Below are 20,684 nucleotides of genomic sequence, written 5' to 3' on the forward strand. Positions count from 1 at the left end.
ATCGGCGCGGGAGGCGCCGGGCCGGCCCCCCTATCCTGCTGGGATGGAAGCACTGGCCGTACGGCTCTCGGGGTTCGATCCGTACGTGGACGGCGCACTCCGGATCGTCACGTTCTACGACACGCTGATGCGCCGTCGGGTGGACCTCCCGGCCCTGGCGCGGGCCTCGGCGGGGCTCGCCGAGTGCGTGACCGGGATCCGGTTGCACGGCACCGGACGGGTGACCAGGGTCTCGCCGCACGGCACCGAGCCGGTCGGCGCGCCCGCACCGTCCTCCAGCGAGGCGCCGGTCACCCTCGACGACGAGGAGATCGGCACGGTGTGGCTGGAACGCCCGGGGCCGGCGGGCCCGTTGGACGAGGTGGTGCTCGACCGGCTGGCCATCGCCGTCGCGGCCGCCGTCGAACGCTACGGCCCGGCCCGGACCACGATGGCCGATCCCGCCCTGGTGGAGCTCACGATCAGCCCCGACGGCGACGAGGCGGCCCGGGCCCGCGCGTTGCGGCTGCTGGGCTTCGCCCCCGGAGCGCTGGTGGTGGCCGCGGTGCGCTCGCCCCTCCCGCTCGACCGGGCCGCCGCACTCTGCTTCCCGGGCGTTCCGGTGAAGGCGGCGCCGCTGGCGGACGTGGGCGCCGTGCTGGCCGCCGCCCGGGAACCGCTGCCGGACCGGACGGGGCTCCCGGCCGGGTTCCGGGTCGGTATCGGCGGGGCGGGGAGCCCGGAGCGGTCCTGGCGCGAGGCCCGCACCGCGCTGCGCTTCACCACCGCGCGCGAACCCGTCGTCCGGTACGCGGAGTTGGGCGCGCTGGCGCTGCTGGCCGAAGTGCCGCCGGACGCCCTACGGGTGAACGGCGACGTGGTCGCGGTCGGCCGGATCGCCGAGGGGCCGGAGGACTTGGCGACACTGGACGCCTACTGCGCCACCGGCTCGCTGCGCCGGGCCGCCGAACTGCTCCACCTGCACCACAGCAGTGTGGCCCGGCGGCTGGAACAGATCGCCAGGGTGCTGGGCTTCGACCTCGCCGAGCCCCAGGGGATGACCCGGGCGAGGCTCGCCCTCGCGGCCTGGCGGCTGTCGCGGGACTGATGCGGGGCGTCGGTAGGCGGGGCGTCGCCGGGTGGGGCGTCGATGCGCGGGACGTCGGCGCGTGGGGCGTCGGTGCGTGGGGCGTCGCTGGGTGGGCCGTCGGTCAGAGGCCGAGGGAGTCGGCCGTCTCCTCCGCGGTCCAGGCGAAGAAGTCGGTGGCCGGGTCGAGCGAGCCGACCAGGTGGCCGTGGAGTTCGAAGCCGATCAAGCCGATGAGCTGGATCCAGGCGGAGACGGCGCGGGCCAGGGTGGGTGCGGGGAGCTCCGGGGCCGCGAAGGCGGCGAGGTTCGCGAGCTGCTCGGGCAGGGTGCCCCGGGGCGCGGGGCCGGCGGGGGTGGGGCGCAGGGGGGCGGCGCGTACCACGCCGAGCAGGGCGAGAGGGAGGCGAGCGGCCACCTCGACGGTGGTCTCGGGGGCGGCGTAGCCGGGGACGGGGGTGCCGTAGATCAGCGCGAACTCGTGCGGGTTGGCCCGGGCCCAGTCGCGGGTCGCCTGCCAGCCGGCCCGCCAGCGCTCGCGTGCCGACGCGCCGGGCTCGGCCGTGACGGCGTGCTCGGCGGCCTCGCCGAGCTCGGTGTAGGCGTCGATGATCAGCGCGGTGAGCAGCTCGTCGCGGCTGGCGAAGTAGCGGTAGAGCGCCGAGGAGGCCATGCCCAGCTCGCGGGCGACGGCGCGCAGGGACAGCTGCTGGGCGCCCGCCGAGGCGAGCTGTCGGCGGGCTTCCTGCTTGATCTCGCGGGTGAGTTCCTCGCGGGCCCGTTCGCGGGCGGTCCGGATCGCTGGCATGGGGGCAGTCTGCCACAGATCGGATCGATGCACGCATTCGAGAGCAGTGCTCTTGCTTTGCGGGGTGGCCGGTGTCATGCTGGAGTCGTCGCCGAGAGCAGTGCTCTCGAATCGAAGCGGTAGTCATGGAACGGAAGCGAGGAAACCCGATGTCCCAGCCCAGCCACTCCGCCCAGTCACCCGACCCCGCCACCCGCCTGGTGGCGCCCACCACCCGCCTCGGCATCGCCACCGGCAAGCTCCTCAACTCCGCGGTCGCCGCCCTCACCAAGGCGGGCATCAGCCTCTGGGGCTCCCGGGTCCTCGCCGTCCGCGGCCGCAAGAGCGGCGAATGGCGCACCACCCCCGTCAACCTGCTCACCCACGACGGCGTGCAGTACCTGGTCGCGCCACGCGGCCACACCCAGTGGGTCCGCAACCTCCGGGCCGCCGGCACCGGCGAACTGCGGGTCGGCCGCCGCACCGAGACCTTCCGCGCCACCGAACTGTCCGACGCCGACAAGCCCGAGGTGCTCCGCGCCTACCTGCGCCGCTGGAAGTGGGAGGTCGGCTACTTCTTCGAGGGCATCGACGCCGATTCCTCGACCGCCGAACTGCTCCGGATCGCCCCCGGCTTTCCGGTCTTCCGCGTCGCGATCGGCTGAGCGGGACCGCAACGCGGAGCGCGGTGCGGAGCCGCAGCGCGGAGCTTCGGCGCGAAGCTCCGACCGGCACGGCGGAATTTCCCGGAATCGGGGACCTCGGGTCCGCCCGGAACGCTGCCCTGCTGACGGTGGTTGGCCCCGAAGTCGACGGCGACCTCGCCCCCGACCTCGGTCTCGACGCCGACCGGGTCGTCGGGGGCCTGACGGCGGTCGTGTCGGTGGCCCTGGAGTGGCCGGAGTTCGAGGGAGCCGTTCGCGACCGGCTGGGCAACAGCGTCGTGCGGGCCTGCGTCGCGCGGGCCGTGGAGGAACGGCTCGGCCGGTGGTTGCTGGAGCACCCGGCGGAGGCCGCGGCCGTCGTCGAGCGGGTCCTCCGGCCGGTGTGCGGGGGCTGACGGGCGGCCGGGGCGCCTGCGTCAGGTGGTCGGGACGAGGTAGCGGAGCTTGCTCCCCTCGGTGGCGATCAGGCGTCCGCCGTTGGCCTCGATCACGCGGCGGGAGGCCGTGTTGGTCTCGTCGCAGGTCAGCAGCGCGCCGGTGACGCCGAGTTCGGCGGCCACCGGCAGCGCCGCGGCGAGCATCGCGGTCGCGTGGCCCCGGCGCCGGGCGCCGGGGCGGACGTCGTAGCCGATGTGGCCGCCGATGCGCTCCAGGCTCGGGGTGAGGCGGTGGCGGATCGCCAGTCGCCCGAGGAGTTGGTCGCCCTCGGCCCACCACAGGGTGGTCATCGGCACCCCCGCGTCCGCGCGCGTCCCCGCCTCGGTCCGCTCGGCGAGGACGCGCGCGACGTACGTGGCGAAGGCCTCGGGGTCGGTCAGCGCGGCCGGGTCCACGTCGTTGACGAACCACGGGACGGCCTGGCCGGGTTCGGCGTGGAACTCGGCCACCGCTGCCAGGAACGAGGTCCGCAGCCGTGCGGTCGGGGTGATCAGTTCGGGCACCGCGCCATGATGCCCGGCCGGTCGGTCCGCCGTCACGGTTCGCGCCGCAACCTCCGTCGGCGTCGGACCGGGGCGGTGGTCGGGCGACGGGTGCGCGTGCGCGGCGCTCACCAGCGGGTGGTCGGCTCGATTCTCGTGATCATGGCTCAGATGCTGGCACCGGCGGCTCGTTCGGGCAAGTGCTTTTCCACGGGAGCTCGTTCGACGGGCCGATCGGCCCCAGGAGCGCCGCTGTTAGCCTGATCGGCATGATCATGAGGAGATCCGGAAATCGGACGGTCGACGGTACGGCCTCCGGGCCGCAACGAGCCCTGATCACGGCCAGTTTCGTCAGCAGGGTGGGCAACGGCCTGTTCAACACCGCGTCGATCCTGTACTTCACGCTCGTGGTGCACCTGCCCGCCGCCCAGGTCGGCGCGGGGCTCACGATCGCGGGCCTGTGCGGGCTGGCCGCGGGCATACCGGCGGGCAACCTGGCCGACCGGCACGGGCCGCGCACCGTCTGGCTGGTGGGCCTGGCCCTGCAGGCCGTGACCATGGCGTCCTTCGTGCTGATCGACGGCTGGGCGGCGTTCACGCTCGTCGCCACCCTGGACCGGCTGGCCGCCGCGGCGAGCAGTGCGGCGGGCGGGGCGATCGTCGCGCGGGCGGGCGGCGACCGTCCGGCCGCGTTCCGGGCCAGGCTGCGCACTTTCGTCAACCTCGGCGTGGTCGCGGGCACCCTGGGCGCTGCCGTCGCCATCCAGATCGACACCCGCGCCGCCTACACCGCGCTGATCCTCGCCAACGCCGCCAGTTTCGCCGCTGCTGGGCTGATCGGCTTCCTGGGCGTCCCGGACTACCGGCCGCTGCCCCGGCCCGCGGAGCACCGCCGGTGGTCCGTCCTGGCGGACCGGCCGTACGTGTCGTTCGTCGCGCTCTACAGCGCGATGGGCCTCCAGTACCAGACGGTCTCGCTGCTGCTGCCGATCTGGCTGAGCTCCCACACCAGCGCACCGCGTTGGACGGTGGCGGCGGTCTACGCCGTCAACAGCGGTGTCTGCGCGCTGCTCCAGAGCAGGCTCGGGTCCACGGTGGAGACCCCGCGGCAGGGCGGCCGCGCCTTCCGGCTCGCCGGGCTGCTGTTCCTGGTCAGCTGTCCGCTGATGGCGCTGACCGCCGACGTCCCGGTGTGGGTCGCCCCGGTGCTCGCCGTCCTCGCGGTGAGCGTCCACAGCGTCGGCGAGGTGTGGGAGTCCTCGGGCGGCTACGCGCTGGCCTTCGGCCTGGCGCCCGACCACGCCCAGGGGCAGTACCAGGGCCTGTTCGGGATCGGCTTCGACGCGGGGCAGGCGCTCGCCCCGGTGGTCCTGACCGGTGCGGTCCTGGCGCTCGGACAGCCGGGCTGGTTGCTCCTCGGGGTGTTCTTCGCCGCCCTGGGTGCGGCCGGACCGCCGGTGGCCGCCTGGGCCGAGCGGAGCCGCTCCGCGGCGCCCGAGCCGGACCGGCGGCCGGGCGGGTCCGCGCCGGTGGAGGCCGACCGATAGCGTGTCGTGCAGAACCAGCCGGGCTGGGGGGATCCGCGCGGGTGGTCGGGATCCGGCGAGGACGGGGGTACGGGCGTGACGGGTGGGCACCGCTGGCCGCTTGACGCGACGCCCTGGCCGGAGCGGGCCGAACTGGCCTACGGCGCACGGGTGGAACTGACCTCGCCCGAGCCACCGAGGCCGGAGCTGGGGTGGCTCGGTGCGGAACTGGTCGGCAGCCGGGGCGTGGTGGTGGAGTGCGAGGTCGAACGCGACGAACGGGACGGCCGGATCGGGCCCGTGTACCGGGTGGTGACCGAGGACGGCAGCCCCTGGCGGCTGCGGCCGGAGTTCCTGCTCGCGTTGGGCGGCGGGCCGGCGGACCTGCCGCCCCGCCACCGCAGTGACCTGCCGGAGGGCACCCGGGTACGGATCCCGGTCGGCCCGGCCCCGGAGGGCGGGCCGACCGGGGCCGGGCCGACCGGGACCGTCGCGGGCAGCTCGCCGGCCACCGCGGTCGGGAAGGTCACCGGTCTGTGGTGGGAGAGGCTCCTGGAGCCTCCGAAGGGGTACACCGTCGAGGTGGGCGACCGCACCCACTGCGTGACCCCGGACCAGGTCGAGCGGCTCTGAGCGCGGGCCCCGTCAGCCCTTGCCGCCCGCCTTGAGCACCTGGGCGGCCGCGACGCCGGCGGCGCTGTTGCCGTGGCCGCCGCCCTCGACCTCGGCCGCGACGGCGAGGTCGTTGCGGTAGGCGATGAACCAGCTGTTGGTGGCCTGACCCGAACCCGCCTCGACGGTGCCGGTCTTGGCCCCGATCTGGCCGCCGAGCCCGGACATCGGGGCGCGCGCGGTGCCCTGGGTCGCCGTCCTGGCCATCATCGCGCGCAGCCCCTGGGCGACGTCGCCGGGAAGCTTCCCGGGGGCCGTCACGCGCTTGGCGTCCTCGCGGAGCACCGGCTGGCGGAACGTTCCGCTCTGCACGGTGGCCGCGACCGAGGCCATCAGCAGCGAGTTCACCTGGATCTGCCCCTGGCCGATGTACGCGGCCGCCGCCTCGTCCTTGTTACCCGGCACGGGAATGGTGGCATCGCGGCTCGGGATGCCGATCCGCCACTGCAGGCCGAGGCCGAACTGGTCGCGGGCGACCGAGCTGAGCGTGCCGAGCTGGAGCTTCTCCAGGCCCTTGTCGATGAAGCCGGTATTGCAGGACTGGATGAAGTCGTCGCTGAGGGTGTAGTCGAGGTGGCTGCCGGGCTCGTCGTTGTGCCAGCTCCTGGGGGAGTTGGTGGTCTCCTTGCAGGGTGCGGCGGTGTCCGGGGTGACCCCGGCCTCCAGCAGCGCGGCCGCGGTGATCACCTTCATCGTCGAACCGGGTGCCTGCCCGCCGCCGACCGCGCGGTTGAATTCGCCCTGCGGGGCGTAGGCCATCGCCAGGATGTTGCCGGTGCTCGGCTGGACGGCCACCAGCGAGGCCGGCTTGCCGTTCGCGGACTGCTGCTTCACCGCTTCCTCGGCGACCTGCTGGAGGTCGGCGTCCAGGGTGAGCTTGACCTGTGGGGCGCTCGGCGGGGTCAGCACGAACAGCTGCTCCGTCTGCTGGCCGCCGCCGGAGAGCACCACGGCCTGTCCGGTGACGACCTTGGCGCCGTCGGGCGGAGCGATCCGGGGCAGCACGGACTGCAGCGACGGGAACGCGTCCAGCGGCCGCCCCTTGCGGTCGGTGGGCTTGGACACCGGGTCGGGCAGGGCCTTCACGGTGATGGTCCGGCCGGCGGCCAGCTCGGGGTGGACCACGGTCGGCGCCCAGCGCACCAGCAGCCGCCCGTCGGAGGCCCGCATCACGCCGAGGGTGCTCTCGTACTCCCAGGCCTGGGTGGTGCCGTCGAACTCCGCCCGCACCCGGTAGCCGACGGCGGGCTCGCTCGGCGTGCCGGCGGGCGCGGGGCCCGTCCCGGTCAGGGTGAGGGCGCGGGCGGACACGTTGTCGTGGAAGGAGGTGAGCGCCATCCGGGCGGCCTCCGGGCGGTCGGTGAGCCCGGCCGCGACCGTGAGGTCGCCGCGGCCCCAGGCCGCCAGGAAGTCCTTCGCCACGGCGTCGGCCTGTTCGGCGGTGGGCGGCGCCTGCTGCTCCTTGGCGGCCGTCGGGGCGGCCCCGCCGCCGGTGCCGGAGGAGCCGCCGGACACGGCGCTCATCACGTTGTAGGCGCCGTATCCCCCGACGACGACCAGGGCCGTGAACACCCCGCCGACCGCCACCAACCAGATCCGGCGGGACCGCCGGCGCTGCGGGGCCTGCTGGTGGCCGTCGGGGTGGACGAGGTGGTCGGCGTACCCGTCCTCTCCGTACGGCTCGTACGGTTCGTACTCTTCGTGGTCCCGGTGCATGCTGCTGCGTCCCCCCTGGTACTTCCTGTGACGTCCGGCGTTCGTGGGCCCCCGCCCCGTCGGCGCGGCCGGCCGGCTGCCCGGGCGGCCGCCCGGCGGTCGTTCGGGCGCGGACCAGCCTAAGCGTGGTCGATCGAGCGTTCGACGGCAGGGTCTTTGCGAACGCTTGACCTTGTTGAGGGGACCGTCGGGTCAGCGGCCCGTGGTGACGACCATCCGGAACCGGGCCCGCCCGCTGCTCATCTTCGCGACGGCGGCGGCGGTCTCCTCCAGCGGGAGCTCCTCGACCCAGGCCCGGACCCCGGTGCGCTCGGCGAAGCGCAGGGTGTCCTGGGTGTCGAGGGCGGCGCCGGAGGAGTGGGCGTAGACCTTGCGGTCCGCGGCGATCAGCTGCAGCGGGCTGATCGCGAGCGGGGCGGGGGACACCCCGACGATGACGAGCTCGCCGCGGCGGCCCAGGCCGTCGACGGTGGCGGACATGGCGTCGGCGTCGGTGACGGTGGCCAGCACGACCTTGACCCCGCCGAGCGCCTGGAGGGCCTCGGCGACGTTTTCGGCGGTGCTGTCCACGTAGTGGTCCGCGCCGAGCTGGTACGCCAGCGGGCCCTTCTCCGCGCCGCGCGCGATGGCGACCGTGCGCAGGCCCATGGCGTGGGCGAACTGGACGCCCAGGTGGCCGAGGCCGCCGAGGCCGAGCACCGCCACGGTGTCGCCCGGGCGGGCGGCGGAGCGGCGCAGGGCGTTGAACACGGTCACGCCGGCGCAGGCCAGCGGCGCGGCCTCGACGGCGGTCAGGCCGTCGGGCACGGCCGCGAGCGCGTCGGCGGGCACGATGACGGAGTCGGCGTAGCCGCCGGGGTAGGCCGCGCCGGGCACCTTGAGCTGGGGGCAGAGGATGGCGTCGCCGTCGCGGCAGGCCTCGCAGTGCCCGCAGCTGCCGCCGAACCAGCCCACCGCGACCCGGTCGCCCAGCTGCCAGCCCTCGACGCGCTCGCCGAGGGCGTCGATCCGGCCCGCGATCTCGTGACCGGGGGTGACCGGGAAGGTGGTGCCGGGTAGCAGGCCGCCGGCGATCAGCAGGTCGGAGTGGCAGACGCCGCACGCCTCGACGGCGATCCGGACGGAACCGGGGCCGGGGGTGCGCAGCGGAACCTCGACCAGCTCGGGAGTCCCGCCCGGGGCGGCGACGTGGACGGCCCGCACGACGCCGTCGGCGGTAGCGGGAGTGGGGGTGGTGGCAGCCATGGCGATCCTTCTCACGGAGGTCGGCGCGGGGCAGGCCCGTGCACGCTGACCACACCAGCTTGCGGCGTTCCCCCGAGGTCGGCCACGCGCTGCCGGTCCCGTGCTGCCGGTCCCGTACTGCGGCCCGTGCTGTCGGCCCTGCGCCGACGGCCCGGAGCCGGGCCCCGCGGACCGCCCCGCCGGGCTCAGGCCTTCTTCACCACGCTGGACTTGAGCTGCATCGCGCCGAAGCCCTCGATCCGGCAGTCGATGTCGTGGCCGTCCACGCCGTCGACCAGGCGGATGTTGCGGACCTTGGTGCCCGCCTTGATGCCGGAGGCGCTGCCCTTGACCTTGAGGGCCTTGACGACGGTGACGGTGTCGCCGTCGCTCAGCACGTTGCCGACCGAGTCCCGGATCACCCGCTCGCCCGCGCCGGCCTCGGCGTCGGAGTCGGCGGGGACCCACTCGTGGCCGCACTCCGGGCAGACCAGGAGGGCGTTCATCTCATAGGTGTACTCGCTGGAGCACGAGGGGCACGGGGGGAGGGCGTCGCTCATGGGCGCGGGCTGTCCTGTTCTGTCCGGTCGGCACGGGGTCGGCGGCACGTCAGCCTGTATGAACTTGAAGAATTTTTCAAATCGACATCCCGGTGCTCCGCGCCCTTCGGTCGCTGCCGCGCCCCACCCGGCGCGCGCCCGGTCCGTCCGCGCCGTGGACGCGGGCGCTCCGGACTGGTATCCAAGCCCTGGCAGCCGGCCCGGCGGGCGGTCCGGGGCGGACGGACCACCAGGAGAGCAGGGACGATGCGCAGGATTCTGATCGTCGGCGCCGGACAGGCCGGCCTCCAACTGGCCCTCGGGTTGCAGGCCCACGGCTACGACGTCACGCTGCTGACGGACCGTGACGCCCAGGCGGTTCGGGATGGGCGGGTGCTGTCCAGCCAGTGCATGTTCGACTCCGCGCTGCGTCATGAGCGCGCCCTCGGCCTGGACCTGTGGGCCGGTGCGGCGCCGCGGATCGAGGGCATCGGCCTGTCGGTCAGCGGCCCGGGCGCGGCCAGGGTGATCGACTGGACCGGACGGCTCGCCGCCCACGCCCAGTCCGTCGACCAGCGGTTGAAGATGTCCGCCTGGCTGGAGCTCTACGCCGAGCGCGGCGGCCGGACGGAGGTGCGGCAGGTGAGCGCCGCCGACGTCGAACACCTCGCCGGCTCCTACGACCTGGTGCTGGTCGCCTCCGGAAAGGGCAGACTGGCCTCGCTGTTCGAGCGCGACGAGGAGCGCTCCCCGTTCCGCCGCCCGCAGCGCGCGCTCGCCGCGAGCTATGTGTACGGGCTGGCGCCGCGCCCCGACCAGGAGTTCCCGGCGGTGCGCTGCAATCTGGTGCCCGGCGTCGGCGAGTTCTTCGCCGTACCGGCCCTGACGGCCGCCGGGCCCTGCGACATCCTGCTCTGGGAGGCCCAGCCCGGCGGTCCGGCGGACGCCTTCGACGGGCTCCGCGACCCGGGCGAACACCTGCGGGTGACGCTGGAGTTGATGAAGACCTTCACTCCTTGGGAGTACGACCGCACCCGCTCCGGCGTCGAACTCACCGACGCCGGTGGCATCCTGGCCGGCCGCTTCGCCCCGGTGGTCCGCCGGCCGGTCGGCGAACTGCCGGGCGGCGGCGCGGTGCTGGGCGTCGCCGACGTGGTCGTGACCAACGACCCGATCACCGGGCAGGGCGCCAACGCCGCCGCCAAGTGCGCCGCCCGGTACCTGGAGGCGATCCTCGCGCACGGCGACAAGCCGTTCGACCGGGACTTCCAGCAGGCCGCCTTCGACCGCTTCTGGGCGGAGACCGGCCGGGCCGTCACCGACTGGTCGAACGCGATGCTCCGCCCGGCGCCCCCGCACGCCGTCGAACTCTTCGGCGCGGCCGGACGGTTCCAGGCCGTGGCCGACCGGTTCGCCAACTGCTTCGACCATCCGGAGGACGTCGAGGAGTGGCTGCTCGACCCGGAGAAGGCCGCCGCCTACCTGGCGTCCCCGGCGGTCCGGAGCTGAGCACCGCGTCGGGCGTCCGTAGAGCATCCGTCGGGCGGTCGTCGGACCACGGCGTCGAAGGGGTCACGACAGGGTCACGATCTCGCCAAGTGCCGCGCGGGAACGACCTGATGATGGTGGGTTCGTGTCGGCCCCGGTCCGCCGGGGGACAACGAAGCACAGAACGCGAACAACAGGAGACACGTGGTGGCGGTCGACGGCAGCAACATGGCGCACGCGGTGATAGAGACGGCGGTGAAGGAGCGCACGCGCCTGCAGACCGGTCGCAGCCGGACCACGGCGCTGGTGGTGCTGGTCCTGCTGGCCGGTCTCGGTCTCTTCCTGGCGCTGGTCGTCGGCAAGGCCGATCCGACCAGCGCCCCGGACTGCGACGGCCAGACCATGACCAGGCAGAACACCTGCCAGATCATCTCGAACCGCGGCGGCGGGGGCACGTTCAGCTACGACGAGATGATCGACCGCCGCGAGTCAGGGAAGGGTGTGTGGCAGGCGGTCGGCTTCATCGGCACCGGCCTGTCGGTGGTCCTGATGGGAGTGGCGATCAGCAAGCTCAACCCCAACCGCCCCTGGGGCAAGCAGGTCGACGCCGCCTGCCCGCGCTGCCACCAGCTGACCCTGCGCGAGAAGCTGACGATGCACACCATCTCGCGGGGACGCACCAACTACCGCTACAGCGGCATCGTCACGCTCTGCACGCCGGTCTGCGGGTTCACCGCCGTCCGTCAGCGCTGACCGGAGGGTCAGCGCTGACCGGAGGCGGACCGCGGCTCAGCGGGAGTGCGAGGCCAGGCTGAGCAGCAGGTGCGCGGACTCCGGGTGGTGGAAGTCGGAGTGGGCGCCGGAGGGGTGGAGGCGACGGGCGGCGAGGCTGCCGCGGTAGCGGTGGCCGGCGTCGACGTTGACGATCGGGTGGTCGAGGTCGGCGTGCGGGTACGGGGAGTCGGTCGGCCGCAGCCGGGTGGTGAACTGGGGGACGGGGGCGGCGCCGGTGCCGGAGTGGCCGATGCCCGGGTGGCCCTCGGCGCGCAGGTGCCAGAAGCCGGTGGCGCGGTCCCAGCGGGAATGGGTGAGCACCAGCGGGCCGCGCAGCGGGGCGCCGGCCCGGCCGGGGCCGAGGAACAGCCGGGGGAAGAGCCGGGTGAAGGCGTCCCGGGGCGCGGCCATCTGGAAGACCAGGGCACTGTCGACGGTGAACGGGCGGCTCCGGTCGCCGGGCCGGGCGGTCCAGCTGAGCACCGGGGGCCCGGCCGGGCGGTCGGCCGCGTACTGGACGGCCTCGCAGAGGAAGCGGCCGCCGAAGGAGTGCCCGAGCAGGTGGAGGTACTGGCCGTGCCGGTTGGCCAGCACCTGTGGGGCGTCCGGTCGGCCCCGGCCGGTGTCGAGGTAGCCGAGCAGGTGGCCGAGGATGCGCCCGGCCTGGCCCCGGGCGCTCATCGCGTGCGCCCGCTCGCGGATCCGCCGGTAGCCGTGCAGGGTCGGCAGGCTGGAGGACGGCCAGCGCACCACCACGCACCAGGGGCGGAACCCGGCGGCCAGCCCCGGGTAGCCGGCGGGTGCGGCGCGGTGCAGGGCGGCCGCCCGCTCGACCAGGGCGGCGGCCGAGCGGTCGGCGGCGGCCGGGCTGGTCTGCCAGCCGTGCACGTAGACGTACAGGTCGGTCGCCCACTCGGGGATCCGCAGGTGCCGGGCCAGGTGGTCGGCGACCCTGGCCTCGGGGACGGGAGTGGTCGTGCCGGGGACGAGCAGCCGGCCGTGCTCGTCCAGGTCGACGGTCGCGGGCCGTACGGTGGCTGTCGAGGCCGGGCGCAGGGGTGCGGTCACGGGTTGAGCTCCAGGATGCTGTCGATGCCGCAGTGCAGGGAGTAGGCGAGCGCCAGCGGGTTGCGGTACTCGCGGGCGAACCACCGCACCAGCTGCTGGGTGATCTCGCCGGCCGTGAACTCGCCGGTCAGGTAGTGGTCGAGGAAGGCGAAGGCGTACTCGGCGGCGAACTCCTGCGGGATCTGGAGCTGCGGCCCGAGCACGCCGTCCGCGCCCAGGTCGACCAACGCCCGCCCCAGATGGTCGAGTTCGGCGGCTGCCGACTGCCCGGTGTGGCAGGCGTTCAGCAGCACGAACGGCCGGAACACGGCGTCCGGCCGGTCCAGGTGGCGGCGGCGGTGGCGGCGCACCAGCTCGGCGTCGATGTGCCGGTCGTCGGAGAGCCGCACGGCGAGCTGCTCGTACGGGGAGTCGTTGGCGACGAACTGGCCGTGGCACCAGAAGTACATGACGTCCTCGTCCAGCACGGCTGCGGACAGCGCCTCCAGCAGCCGGTCCGACTCGGTGCGCACGGTCAGCTGGGAGCGGTCCTCCAGCAGTTTGCGGACCTCGGGCGCCCGGCCGATGCCGGTGAGCTGGTCGTCGGTGTTGAGGCTGGTGACGGGCTTGGCGCGGGGGGAGGAGGGCGGCTGGATCGGCGGGTAGGCGGCGCCGGTCTGCTCGACCTGGTGGCGGTGGCCGAGGAAGTCGGCCCAGTCGTCCGGCTGGTGGCCCTCGACGGCGAGCATCGGCCAGGGGAGGTGGAGGTCCGAGTCGAAGCTGATCCGCAGCGAGCCGTGCTCGGTGAGGGTGCGGTTCAGGTAGTCGCGGAACAGGACCAGGCTGCGGTCGCCCCCCTCGAACATCGTCTCCAGGAAGTACCGCCCCTCCTCGGCGAGTTCGGCGACCTTGCGCTCGGCGACCTCGGCGAGCGGGGTGAAGTCGACGGCGGTGGCGAAGGGGTAGGGGTGGTACGGGTCGGGGTCGTAGCCGATCAGCCGGTCGCGCCAGACGGAGCGCAGCCGGGCGGCCTTGGCGAGGAGCGTCGGTGCGGAGACGGCCAGCCGGGCCCGGTGGATCCGGTTCCCGGGGGTGCGCTCGCCGGGGCGGAAGGCGCTGATGTGGAGCTCGTCGCCGTGCCGGCGGAGGGAGACGATCAGGTCCAGCGGGGCCGGCCCCTTGAGCGGGAGGCCGTCGGCGGGGCCGAGCTGCCGGGGCAGCCGGGTGTAGTCGGCCGAGGGGTTCTGTCGGACGGCGACTTGGAGGTCCCGGGGCACGTCGATCTACTCCTGCTCCTGGTCTTCGGGTTCTGCGGGGACGTCGGTGGGGATGTCGGGGACGTCCAGGACGGCGGAGAGGTCCTGGAGGACGGCGCCGTGGCCCCGGTCGAAGACGGTGATCCGGACGGTGTGCGGGCCGGCCGCGGCCGGGGTGAGCGCGAACCGGGCGGGCGCACCGGCGGGCACGTGGTCGGCGACCGGCGGATCCAGCAGGGCCTCGGGGGACACGGCGGCGACCAGGCGCAGCTCGGGGAGGACCGCGGGCACGGAGCCGTCGGCGGGTTCGAGGTGGAACTCCACGTGGGTGGTGACGCCCACGGCGGGGTCCTCGACCAGGGTGAGGCGGGGCCGCCAGGCGGGCCGGGGCGCGGGTGCCTCGACGGCGCGGTGCACCGAGCCGCGGGTACGGCGGGGGAGCAGCTCCGGCGCACCCCGCTCGAGCCCGGCGTGGGCCGGCGCGGCCTGGGTGTGGACGGGTGCGCCGGGGACGGGCGCGGGCGTGGGCTCCGCGCGGTCGTGCCGGGTCAGCGCGGTACGGGCCTCGGCCGCCAGCGGGTGCCCGGGGCCCATCAGGGCCTCGCGCCCGACGCGGACCGCCGTCAGTAGCGCCCGGGCGGTGTCGCGGCGCCCGTCCGCGGCGAGCGCCAGGGCCAGTCCGACGGCGAGGCTGGGAACGACGGGGACCGGCCCGGTGCGCAGGGCACCGACGCTGACGGCGACGTCGTCGGCCTCCCGGTGACCGGCCAGCAGCTCGGTGGTCGGCGAGGCGCCCCCGGCCGGGAGCCGGTCGGCGATGATCCGCTCGTACACCCGGACCGCCCCGTCGGCGTCCCCGGCGCGCAGCCGGGCGTGGGCGAGGCCCTGACGGACCTCCAGGGTGAGCGGGCTGCGCGGGCCCCGGCTCGCGGTGCAGGCTTCCACCAGCTCCTCCAGCCGGACGACGGCCCGCAGCGGGCGGGGGCCGTCGGCGAGCAGGAGTGCCTCGGTCAGGCGGGCCGGGACGGTGGCGTCGTCCGGGTCGCCGAGGGCGGCGGCCGCGGTGGCGACCAGGTCGCCGGCCAGCCGGAGCGCGGGTTCGGGCTGCCCGTCCAGGTGCCGGGCGAAGGCGAGGACGCAGCCGGCGTGCACCAGCTCGGGCAGGCCCGGACCGGTGAGCCGGGCCCACTCCTGCGCCAGCGGGGCCAGTTGGGCGACGGCCGCGGTGGTCTCACCGGCCGGCAACAAGGTCCTGGCGAGGTCGCGCCGGAGCTCGCGGACGAAGGAGTGCCCGGGCCCGTGCACGGCGAGGGCGTGGGTCAGCGCGTCGCGGTAGGCGGCGGTGGCCTCGGCGTGGCGGCCGGCCGCGGCGAGGTTGCGCGCGAGGCTGTCCCGGACGTCGAGCACCTCGGGGTGGTCGGCTCCCAGGATCCGGCCGCGGTCGGCGAGCAGGGCCCGGTAGAGCGCGTCGGCGCGGTCGTGCTGCCAGCCGTGGCGCAGGGCGTGGCCCAGGTGGTGGCGGGCGGTCAGGGTGGCGGGGTGGTCCGGGCCGTCGACGCGTTCGTGGTCGGCGAGCAGCGCCCGGACCTCGGCGACCTCCTGCCGGTGGCGTCCGGCGAGGCGGTGGGTGTAGGCGAGCTCGTCCCGCTCCTCCAGGGTGTCCGGGTGGTCCGGACCCTGGGTCCGGCGCCGGGCGGCGACCAGGTCGGTGAGGAGCGCGGTCGCCCGGTCGAGTTCGCCGGTCTTGGCGAGCTCCTGGGCGAGCAGGGAGCGGACGGCGAAGGTGTCGGGGTGGTCCGGCCCGAGGACGCGGTCGTGGTCGGTGGCCAGCTGCTCCCGGTCGGTGACGGCCCGTCGGCGCAGTCCGGCGTACGCGAGGTCGGCGGCGAGGACGCTCCGGGCGGTCAGGACGGCCGGGTGGTCGGGGCCGTGGATCCGGATCCGGTCGAGCAGCAGGGCCTCGCTGAGCCGGATGCTGAGCAGGTGGTCGCCGGCGGTCCGGTGGGCCCAGGCGAGGAGGAGCCGGGCGTCGAGGGTCTCCGGGTGGTCCGGGCCGTCGAGCCGCAGGCGGTCGGCGAGCAGGCGCTCGCACAGCTGCCGGGCCCGGTCGAGGTCGCCGTCCGAGCGGCACGAGGCCGCCTCCCACCAGCGGGCGTTCAGGGTGTCCGGGTGGTCGGGGCCGAGCACCCGGGCGCGGTCGGCGACCAGGGCGGCGAACAGTTCGCCCGCCGTGCGGTGATGGCCGGCCTCGCTCTGGGCGAGGGCCTGCCACCAGCGGGTGTCCAGGGTGTCCCGGTAGTCAGGGCCCAGGATCCGGGTGCGGTCGGCGACCAGGGCCGCGAACGACTCCGCAGCGCGGCGGTGGTCGCCGGCCCGGGAGTACGAGCGGGCCAGCTCCCCGCGCAGCTCCAGCGTGTGCGGGTGGTCCGGTCCGTGGACCCGGGTGAGGTCGGCCACCAGCGAGGTGAACTCGGCGATGGCGCTGGGGTGTTCGTCGGATCCCCGGCAGGCCGAGGCGCGCTCGCGCCGGCACCGGACGGTAGTGGGGTGGTCCGGGCCGAGGACCCGGACGAGGTCGGCGGTGAGCGTCTCGAACAGCTCGGCCGCCCGCTCGTGCGCGCCGGCCTCGTGGCAGCTGAGGGCCTGCCCGATGCGGATGTTGAGGGTGTCCGGGTGCTCGCGGCCGAGGACCCGGTCGCAGTCGGCGACCAGCGCCTCGAACAGCGGCACCGCGTGCTGCGGGCCGTTGGCGCTCTGGTGGGCGGACGCGCGGGCGTAACGGGCCAGCAGCGTGTCGGGGTGGTCGGGGCCCTGGACGCGGGTGCGGTGTTCGACCAGGGCGGCGAACAGCTGGTCCGCCCGGCGGTGGGCGCCCGCGTTCTGGTGCGCGGTCGCCAGCCAGTGGCGGGCGGTCAGAGTCTCGGGGTGGTCGGCGCCCTGGAGTCTGGTCCGGTCCCGGACCAGGGATTCGGCCAGCTCGACCGCCCGGCGGTGGTCCCTGGTGTTCAGGTGGAGCGCGAAGCAGCTGACCCGGGCGTCGATGCTGTCCGGATGGTCCGGCCCGTGGATCCGCATGTGGTCGGCCACCAGGGCCTCGTACAGCTCCAGGGCGCGGCGGTGGTCGCCCAGGGACTGGTGGCTGTGGCCCAGCCAGAAGCGGGTGTTCAGGACGTCGGAGTGGTCGGGGCCCTGGAGGCGGACGCGGTCGGCGAGCAGCGCCTCGTACTGGGCCAGGGCCTCGCGGTGCCGGCCGAGGTTGCGGAGGGTGGTGGCCAGCCAGAAGCGGGTGTTCAGCACGGCGGGGTGGTCGGGGCCCTGGAGCCTGGTCCGGTCGGCGAGCAGCAGCCGGAACAGGGTCAGCGTCTTGCGGTAGTCGCAGGCGTTGGAGTGGATCGAGGCCTGCCACCAGCGGGTGGTGAGCACGTCCGGGTGGTCGGGGCCGACGGCCCGCTGCCGGTCGGCGACCAGGCGGTCGCACACCTCGGCCGCCTGCCGGCGCAGCCCGGCCTCGTCGAGGGAGCGGGCCAGCCGCAGCCGGGCGTCGAAGGTCTCGAAGTGGTCGTCGCCGTGGACCCGTTGCCGGTCGGCGACGAGCCGGCGCCGCACGGCGAGCGCGTCGTGCGGGCGGCCCGCGGCGTGCAGGGACCGGGCGAGGCCGGAGCGTTCGTGCAGGGTGTCGGGGTGGTCGGGGCCCTGGAACCGGGCCCGGTCGGCGACCAGCCGCTCCAGCTCCTCGACCTCCTCGGCGGGCCGTCCGGCGACGCGCAGGGCGAAGCCCAGGAAGCTGCGCTCCTCCAGCGTCTCGGGATGCCCCTCGCCCTGGGTGCGGGTGCGGTCGCGGACCAGGGCGCGGTGCTGCTCGACGGCGAGGTCGGGCCGGCCCGCCTCGCGGTGGGCGCGGGCCAGTCCGCTGCGCGCGTTCAGGGTGTGCGGGTGGTCGGGGCCCAGCACCCGGGTGTAGTCGGGTACGAGCTCCTCGAACCGGGCCACGGCGAGGGCGGGCCGGCCGGACTTGCGGTGGACGGAGGCCAGGCGCTTGCGGGCGTAGAGGGTCTGCGGGTGGTCCGGGCCCTGCACCCGGGTGCAGTCCGCGACGAGGGCCCGGTAGGCGGCGAGCGCCGCCAGGTGGTCGCCGGTGTCGGCGTGGGCGGCGGCCAGCCAGCGGCGGCCGTTCAGGGTGTCGGGGTGGTCGGGGCCGAGCAGCCGGGTCCGGTCGGCGACCACCTGCTCGTACCGGGCGATCGCCGAACTGTAGTGGCCGGCGGCGAGTTGGGCGAAGGCGAGACCGCTGCGCCGGGTCACCGCGTCCGGATGGTCGGCGCCGAGCACCCGTTCCGCGTCCGCCACCAGCTGCTCGTACTCGGCCACCGACTCCCGGTGCTGCCCGGCCACCTGGAGGGCGTACGCCAGGCTCGCCCGGCTGTGCATGGTGTCGGGGTGGTCCGGCCCCAGCACCCGGGCCCGGTCGGCGACGACCGCGCGGTACTCGGTGACGGAGGCCTCGTGCTGACCGGCCTTGCGGTGGGCCTGAGCCAGGGTGTGCCGGTCGGTGAGGGTGGCCGGGTGGTCCGCGCCCTGGAGGCGGGTGCGCCGGGCGACCACGTCCAGGCAGAGTTCGAGGGCCCGGGCCGGGTCGCCGGTCTTGGCCTGGAGCCGGCCGAGCCGTCCGAGGGTGGTCAGGGTGTCCGGGTGGTCCTCGCCGAGCAGTCGGCGCTGGGCGTCCGCCACGGCCTCGACCAGCCGTACGGCGTACACCCGCTGGGCCCGGTCGGTGAGTTCGGCCGCCGCCAGCTCGTACAGCGCGACGGTGCCGGCCGTCGGCCGGTCGGACGGGCCGCTGTCGGCCAGCTCCCGGACGTGCGGCAGCAGGGCGCGCCGCAGGCCGGGACCGCCCGAGGGCCAGAGCCGGGTGGCGGCCGCCGCCAGGTGGTGCTCGGCCCGCTGCCGGAAGGTGCGGTCGCCGTCGGCCTCGCGCAGTACGGCCTGGAGCAGCCGGTGGACGGCGACCGTCTCGCCGAGGGTGATCAGGTGGTAGTCGGCGAGCAGCCGCAGCGCCCGGTCGACCTCCTCGGGCCGACGGGAGCCGTACGGGGTGAGCACCTCGCGCGGCAGCGCCTCGGGGGCGTACCAGGCGAGGGTGCGCAGCAGCTCGACGGCGAACGGCGCGGTGTGCTGGACGGTGCGCAGCGTGGTCCGCCAGAGCCGGGCCACGGTGGACTCGGCGCCCGGACCCACCGGGCCGGTGGCGCGCAGCAGTTCGCGGTAGGCGGCGAAGGTGGTGCCGGTCTGCTGGACGTAGGCGCCGGCCTGGGCGAGGGCGATCGGCAGGTGGCCGAGCTCGTCGGCGAGCGCCCGGGCCTCGTCCTGCTCCGCGGCGTCCAGGGTGTCGCCGGTGTACGCCGTGGCGCACAGCAGCCGGGCGGCCTCCGGGGCGTCGAGGACGTCGACGCGCACCGGCCGGATCCCGGGGTGCCAGCCGCTCGCGCGCCGACTGGTGACCAACTGGTGGCCGCAGCCGAGGAGTCGGCCGACGTAGGGGGTCAGGTGGGCCGGGTCCTCGGCGTTGTCGTAGACGAGCAGCCAGCGGTCGTGGGCGCGGAGCCAGGCGATGGCCCACTCGACCTGCTGGCCGGGCGGGGCGGTGAGCGCCCAGGAGGGGTGGAGGTGGACGGCGAGCCCGGCGAAGGCCTCGGCGAGCTGGCCCTCGGACTCGGCGGTGATCCACCAGATCAGCCGGTAGTCCCCGGCCCGGGCGTAGGCGTGGTGCAGGGCCAGGCTGGTCTTCCCGACGCCGCCGAGGCCGTGCAGGGTGGTGGCCTGGGTGACCAGCCCGCCGCCGTCCGCGTGCCCGAGGGCGTCGGCGACGGCGCGCAACTCGCCCTCCCGGCCGATGAGTCGGCCGGCGGCCCGGGGCGGGAGGTTGGGGGTCGGGGTGGTGGCCCGGACGGTCAGCGCGGCCCGGGCGGCCTCGGGCGGGAGGACGGCGACGTGCGGGTCGCCGCCGCCGGCGAACGGCGAGCCGGGGCGGCGGCGCTGCTCGTAGGGCTCCGGGCCGGGCATGCCGTTCTCGGGACGCCCGTGTGCCGTCATGGACATCAACACTGCGCCGCCCTCGCCCCCGCCCCCGTGTCCTGCGCTGCCCGCCTACCGTAGTGCAGGTCGGACGTGCTGTCAGCGGATGGGCGGCCTCCCGGGATTGGGCGGCCTCCTGGGATTGGGCGGGGCCCGGGTGGGGGTGGTCGGTGGTCAGTCGGCGAGCCCCAGCGGGTCCGGGGCGTCGGCGAGCAGCTCGGGGCCGTTGTTGCGGACGCTGTTGACGACGGGTGGGACGGCGCGCACCCGCAGGGCGCCGTCGGCGGGCCGGCGCAGCAGGTGGTGGAGTTCGGCGGGGTCGGTGTGGGCGGGGGAGAGCCAGGTGGGGACGTCGTCGGGGGCGACGGTGAGCGGCATCCGGTCGTGCACCCGCCCGGCGGAGTCGGTGGCGTCGGTGGTGATGACCGTGGCGGTGGCGAGCCAGGCGAGCGGGTCGTCCTCGGGGCGGGCGGGGTCGCGCCAGAACTCGTACAGGCCGGCCATCAGCATGGTGGCGCCGGTGCTGAGGAAGTACGGCTGCTTGTACTTCTTTCGGTCGGCGGTGGCGGGCACCTCCCGCCACTCGAAGTAGCCGTCGGCGGGGATGACGCAGCGGCGGGCCCGGAAGGCCTTGCGGAAGGCGGGCTTGCTGTCGACGCTCTCCGAGCGGGCGTTGATCATCCGGGCGCCGCCGGACGGGTCCTTGGACCAGGACGGCACGAGGCCCCAGCGCAACGGGCGGAGTTGGCGCAACAGCTCGCCGGTCTCCCGGTCGACGCGTTCCAGGACGGCCGGGACGGCGTCGGTGGGGGCGACGTTCCAGCTCGGCGCGAGGGTTTCGGCTGGGTCCCACCGGAGCTCTCCGAGCAGTGAGACGAGGTCCTGGGGCGTGGTGGTGGAGACGAAGCGGCCGCACATGCCCCCAGCCTGCC

General features: G+C 75.2%; 16 protein-coding genes. 7 read left to right on the forward strand and 9 right to left on the reverse strand.

Features of this window, described 5'->3' with window-relative positions; genetic code table 11:
• Positions 1 to 43: 43 nt before the first annotated feature.
• Positions 44 to 1,087 carry a helix-turn-helix domain-containing protein gene (locus ACZ58X_RS12365; RefSeq protein WP_470333614.1) on the forward strand — a complete coding sequence of 348 codons (1,044 nt, stop codon included), beginning with the start codon at positions 44 to 46 and terminating at the stop codon, positions 1,085 to 1,087.
• Between the two features lie 103 nt (positions 1,088 to 1,190).
• Here the strand turns inward: ACZ58X_RS12365 and ACZ58X_RS12370 are convergent, their stop codons facing one another.
• Positions 1,191 to 1,874, reverse strand: coding sequence for a TetR/AcrR family transcriptional regulator (locus ACZ58X_RS12370; RefSeq protein ID WP_470333615.1), 684 nt, complete (start codon positions 1,872 to 1,874; stop codon positions 1,191 to 1,193).
• 149 nt (positions 1,875 to 2,023) lie between these two features.
• Between ACZ58X_RS12370 and ACZ58X_RS12375 the strand changes: the two genes are divergently transcribed.
• Positions 2,024 to 2,518, forward strand: a complete 495-nt coding sequence (locus ACZ58X_RS12375) for a nitroreductase family deazaflavin-dependent oxidoreductase (protein WP_470333616.1) — start codon at positions 2,024 to 2,026, stop codon at positions 2,516 to 2,518.
• A gap of 128 nt (positions 2,519 to 2,646) precedes the next feature.
• Positions 2,647 to 2,913 carry a hypothetical protein gene (locus ACZ58X_RS12380; protein ID WP_470333617.1) on the forward strand — a complete coding sequence of 89 codons (267 nt, stop codon included), beginning with the start codon at positions 2,647 to 2,649 and terminating at the stop codon, positions 2,911 to 2,913.
• A 21-nt stretch (positions 2,914 to 2,934) separates the two neighbouring features.
• Here the strand turns inward: ACZ58X_RS12380 and ACZ58X_RS12385 are convergent, their stop codons facing one another.
• Positions 2,935 to 3,459 carry a GNAT family N-acetyltransferase gene (locus ACZ58X_RS12385; RefSeq protein WP_470333618.1) on the reverse strand — a complete coding sequence of 175 codons (525 nt, stop codon included), beginning with the start codon at positions 3,457 to 3,459 and terminating at the stop codon, positions 2,935 to 2,937.
• A gap of 254 nt (positions 3,460 to 3,713) precedes the next feature.
• Between ACZ58X_RS12385 and ACZ58X_RS12390 the strand changes: the two genes are divergently transcribed.
• Entirely contained in the window at positions 3,714 to 4,985 is a 1,272-nt protein-coding gene (locus tag ACZ58X_RS12390) for an MFS transporter (protein ID WP_470333619.1), read from the forward strand.
• A gap of 75 nt (positions 4,986 to 5,060) precedes the next feature.
• Positions 5,061 to 5,597 carry a hypothetical protein gene (locus ACZ58X_RS12395; RefSeq protein WP_470333620.1) on the forward strand — a complete coding sequence of 179 codons (537 nt, stop codon included), beginning with the start codon at positions 5,061 to 5,063 and terminating at the stop codon, positions 5,595 to 5,597.
• A 12-nt stretch (positions 5,598 to 5,609) separates the two neighbouring features.
• On the opposite strand, the gene ACZ58X_RS12400 is transcribed toward ACZ58X_RS12395, so the two are convergent.
• The 3 genes from ACZ58X_RS12400 to ACZ58X_RS12410 form a co-directional block, all read right to left on the reverse strand.
• Positions 5,610 to 7,352 carry a penicillin-binding transpeptidase domain-containing protein gene (locus ACZ58X_RS12400; RefSeq protein WP_470333621.1) on the reverse strand — a complete coding sequence of 581 codons (1,743 nt, stop codon included), beginning with the start codon at positions 7,350 to 7,352 and terminating at the stop codon, positions 5,610 to 5,612.
• A 192-nt stretch (positions 7,353 to 7,544) separates the two neighbouring features.
• Positions 7,545 to 8,597 (reverse strand): alcohol dehydrogenase catalytic domain-containing protein, encoded by a 1,053-nt coding sequence (locus ACZ58X_RS12405; RefSeq protein WP_470333622.1) that lies wholly within the window; start codon positions 8,595 to 8,597, stop codon positions 7,545 to 7,547.
• A gap of 185 nt (positions 8,598 to 8,782) precedes the next feature.
• Positions 8,783 to 9,136, reverse strand: a complete 354-nt coding sequence (locus tag ACZ58X_RS12410) for a zinc ribbon domain-containing protein YjdM (protein WP_470333623.1) — start codon at positions 9,134 to 9,136, stop codon at positions 8,783 to 8,785.
• Positions 9,137 to 9,382: 246 nt separating this feature from the next.
• On the opposite strand from ACZ58X_RS12410, the gene ACZ58X_RS12415 reads away from it, so the two are divergent.
• Both ACZ58X_RS12415 and ACZ58X_RS12420 read left to right on the forward strand, forming a co-directional pair.
• Positions 9,383 to 10,624: a styrene monooxygenase/indole monooxygenase family protein gene (locus ACZ58X_RS12415; protein WP_470333624.1), complete on the forward strand. Its 1,242-nt coding sequence runs from the start codon at positions 9,383 to 9,385 to the stop codon at positions 10,622 to 10,624.
• Between the two features lie 186 nt (positions 10,625 to 10,810).
• Complete coding sequence (locus tag ACZ58X_RS12420) at positions 10,811 to 11,356, forward strand: hypothetical protein (RefSeq protein WP_470333625.1); 546 nt, start codon at positions 10,811 to 10,813, stop codon at positions 11,354 to 11,356.
• A 36-nt stretch (positions 11,357 to 11,392) separates the two neighbouring features.
• Here ACZ58X_RS12420 and ACZ58X_RS12425 read toward each other — a convergent pair whose 3' ends face one another.
• The 4 genes from ACZ58X_RS12425 to ACZ58X_RS12440 all read right to left on the reverse strand — a co-directional run bounded on the left by ACZ58X_RS12425 (position 11,393) and on the right by ACZ58X_RS12440 (position 20,670).
• The gene (locus ACZ58X_RS12425) at positions 11,393 to 12,445 is read right to left on the reverse strand and encodes a hypothetical protein (protein WP_470333626.1); all 1,053 of its coding nucleotides are present in this window, start codon (positions 12,443 to 12,445) and stop codon (positions 11,393 to 11,395) included.
• Positions 12,442 to 13,701 carry a CHAT domain-containing protein gene (locus tag ACZ58X_RS12430; RefSeq protein ID WP_470333627.1) on the reverse strand — a complete coding sequence of 420 codons (1,260 nt, stop codon included), beginning with the start codon at positions 13,699 to 13,701 and terminating at the stop codon, positions 12,442 to 12,444. The genes ACZ58X_RS12425 and ACZ58X_RS12430 overlap by 4 nt, the downstream gene beginning before the upstream one ends.
• Positions 13,702 to 13,707: 6 nt before the next feature.
• On the reverse strand, positions 13,708 to 19,770 hold the full coding sequence (locus tag ACZ58X_RS12435) for a tetratricopeptide repeat protein (RefSeq protein WP_470333628.1): 6,063 nt from the start codon (positions 19,768 to 19,770) through the stop codon (positions 13,708 to 13,710).
• Positions 19,771 to 19,926: 156 nt separating this feature from the next.
• Positions 19,927 to 20,670, reverse strand: a complete 744-nt coding sequence (locus tag ACZ58X_RS12440) for an SOS response-associated peptidase (RefSeq protein WP_470333629.1) — start codon at positions 20,668 to 20,670, stop codon at positions 19,927 to 19,929.
• Positions 20,671 to 20,684: the final 14 nt, after the last annotated feature.

This window comes from Kitasatospora sp. NPDC040550, assembly GCF_055594965.1.

Bases quoted from the DNA above. Each gene is read 5' to 3' on its own strand.
- ACZ58X_RS12365 (WP_470333614.1), top strand. From the start codon at position 44: ATGGAAGCACTGGCCGTACGGCTCTCGGGGTTCGATCCGTACGTGGAC.
- ACZ58X_RS12435 (WP_470333628.1), bottom strand. From the start codon at position 19,770: ATGACGGCACACGGGCGTCCCGAGAACGGCATGCCCGGCCCGGAGCCC.
- ACZ58X_RS12415 (WP_470333624.1), top strand. From the start codon at position 9,383: ATGCGCAGGATTCTGATCGTCGGCGCCGGACAGGCCGGCCTCCAACTG.
- ACZ58X_RS12390 (WP_470333619.1), top strand. From the start codon at position 3,714: ATGAGGAGATCCGGAAATCGGACGGTCGACGGTACGGCCTCCGGGCCG.
- ACZ58X_RS12375 (WP_470333616.1), top strand. From the start codon at position 2,024: ATGTCCCAGCCCAGCCACTCCGCCCAGTCACCCGACCCCGCCACCCGC.
- ACZ58X_RS12370 (WP_470333615.1), bottom strand. From the start codon at position 1,874: ATGCCAGCGATCCGGACCGCCCGCGAACGGGCCCGCGAGGAACTCACC.
- ACZ58X_RS12440 (WP_470333629.1), bottom strand. From the start codon at position 20,670: ATGTGCGGCCGCTTCGTCTCCACCACCACGCCCCAGGACCTCGTCTCA.
- ACZ58X_RS12400 (WP_470333621.1), bottom strand. From the start codon at position 7,352: ATGCACCGGGACCACGAAGAGTACGAACCGTACGAGCCGTACGGAGAG.
- ACZ58X_RS12410 (WP_470333623.1), bottom strand. From the start codon at position 9,136: ATGAGCGACGCCCTCCCCCCGTGCCCCTCGTGCTCCAGCGAGTACACC.
- ACZ58X_RS12405 (WP_470333622.1), bottom strand. From the start codon at position 8,597: ATGGCTGCCACCACCCCCACTCCCGCTACCGCCGACGGCGTCGTGCGG.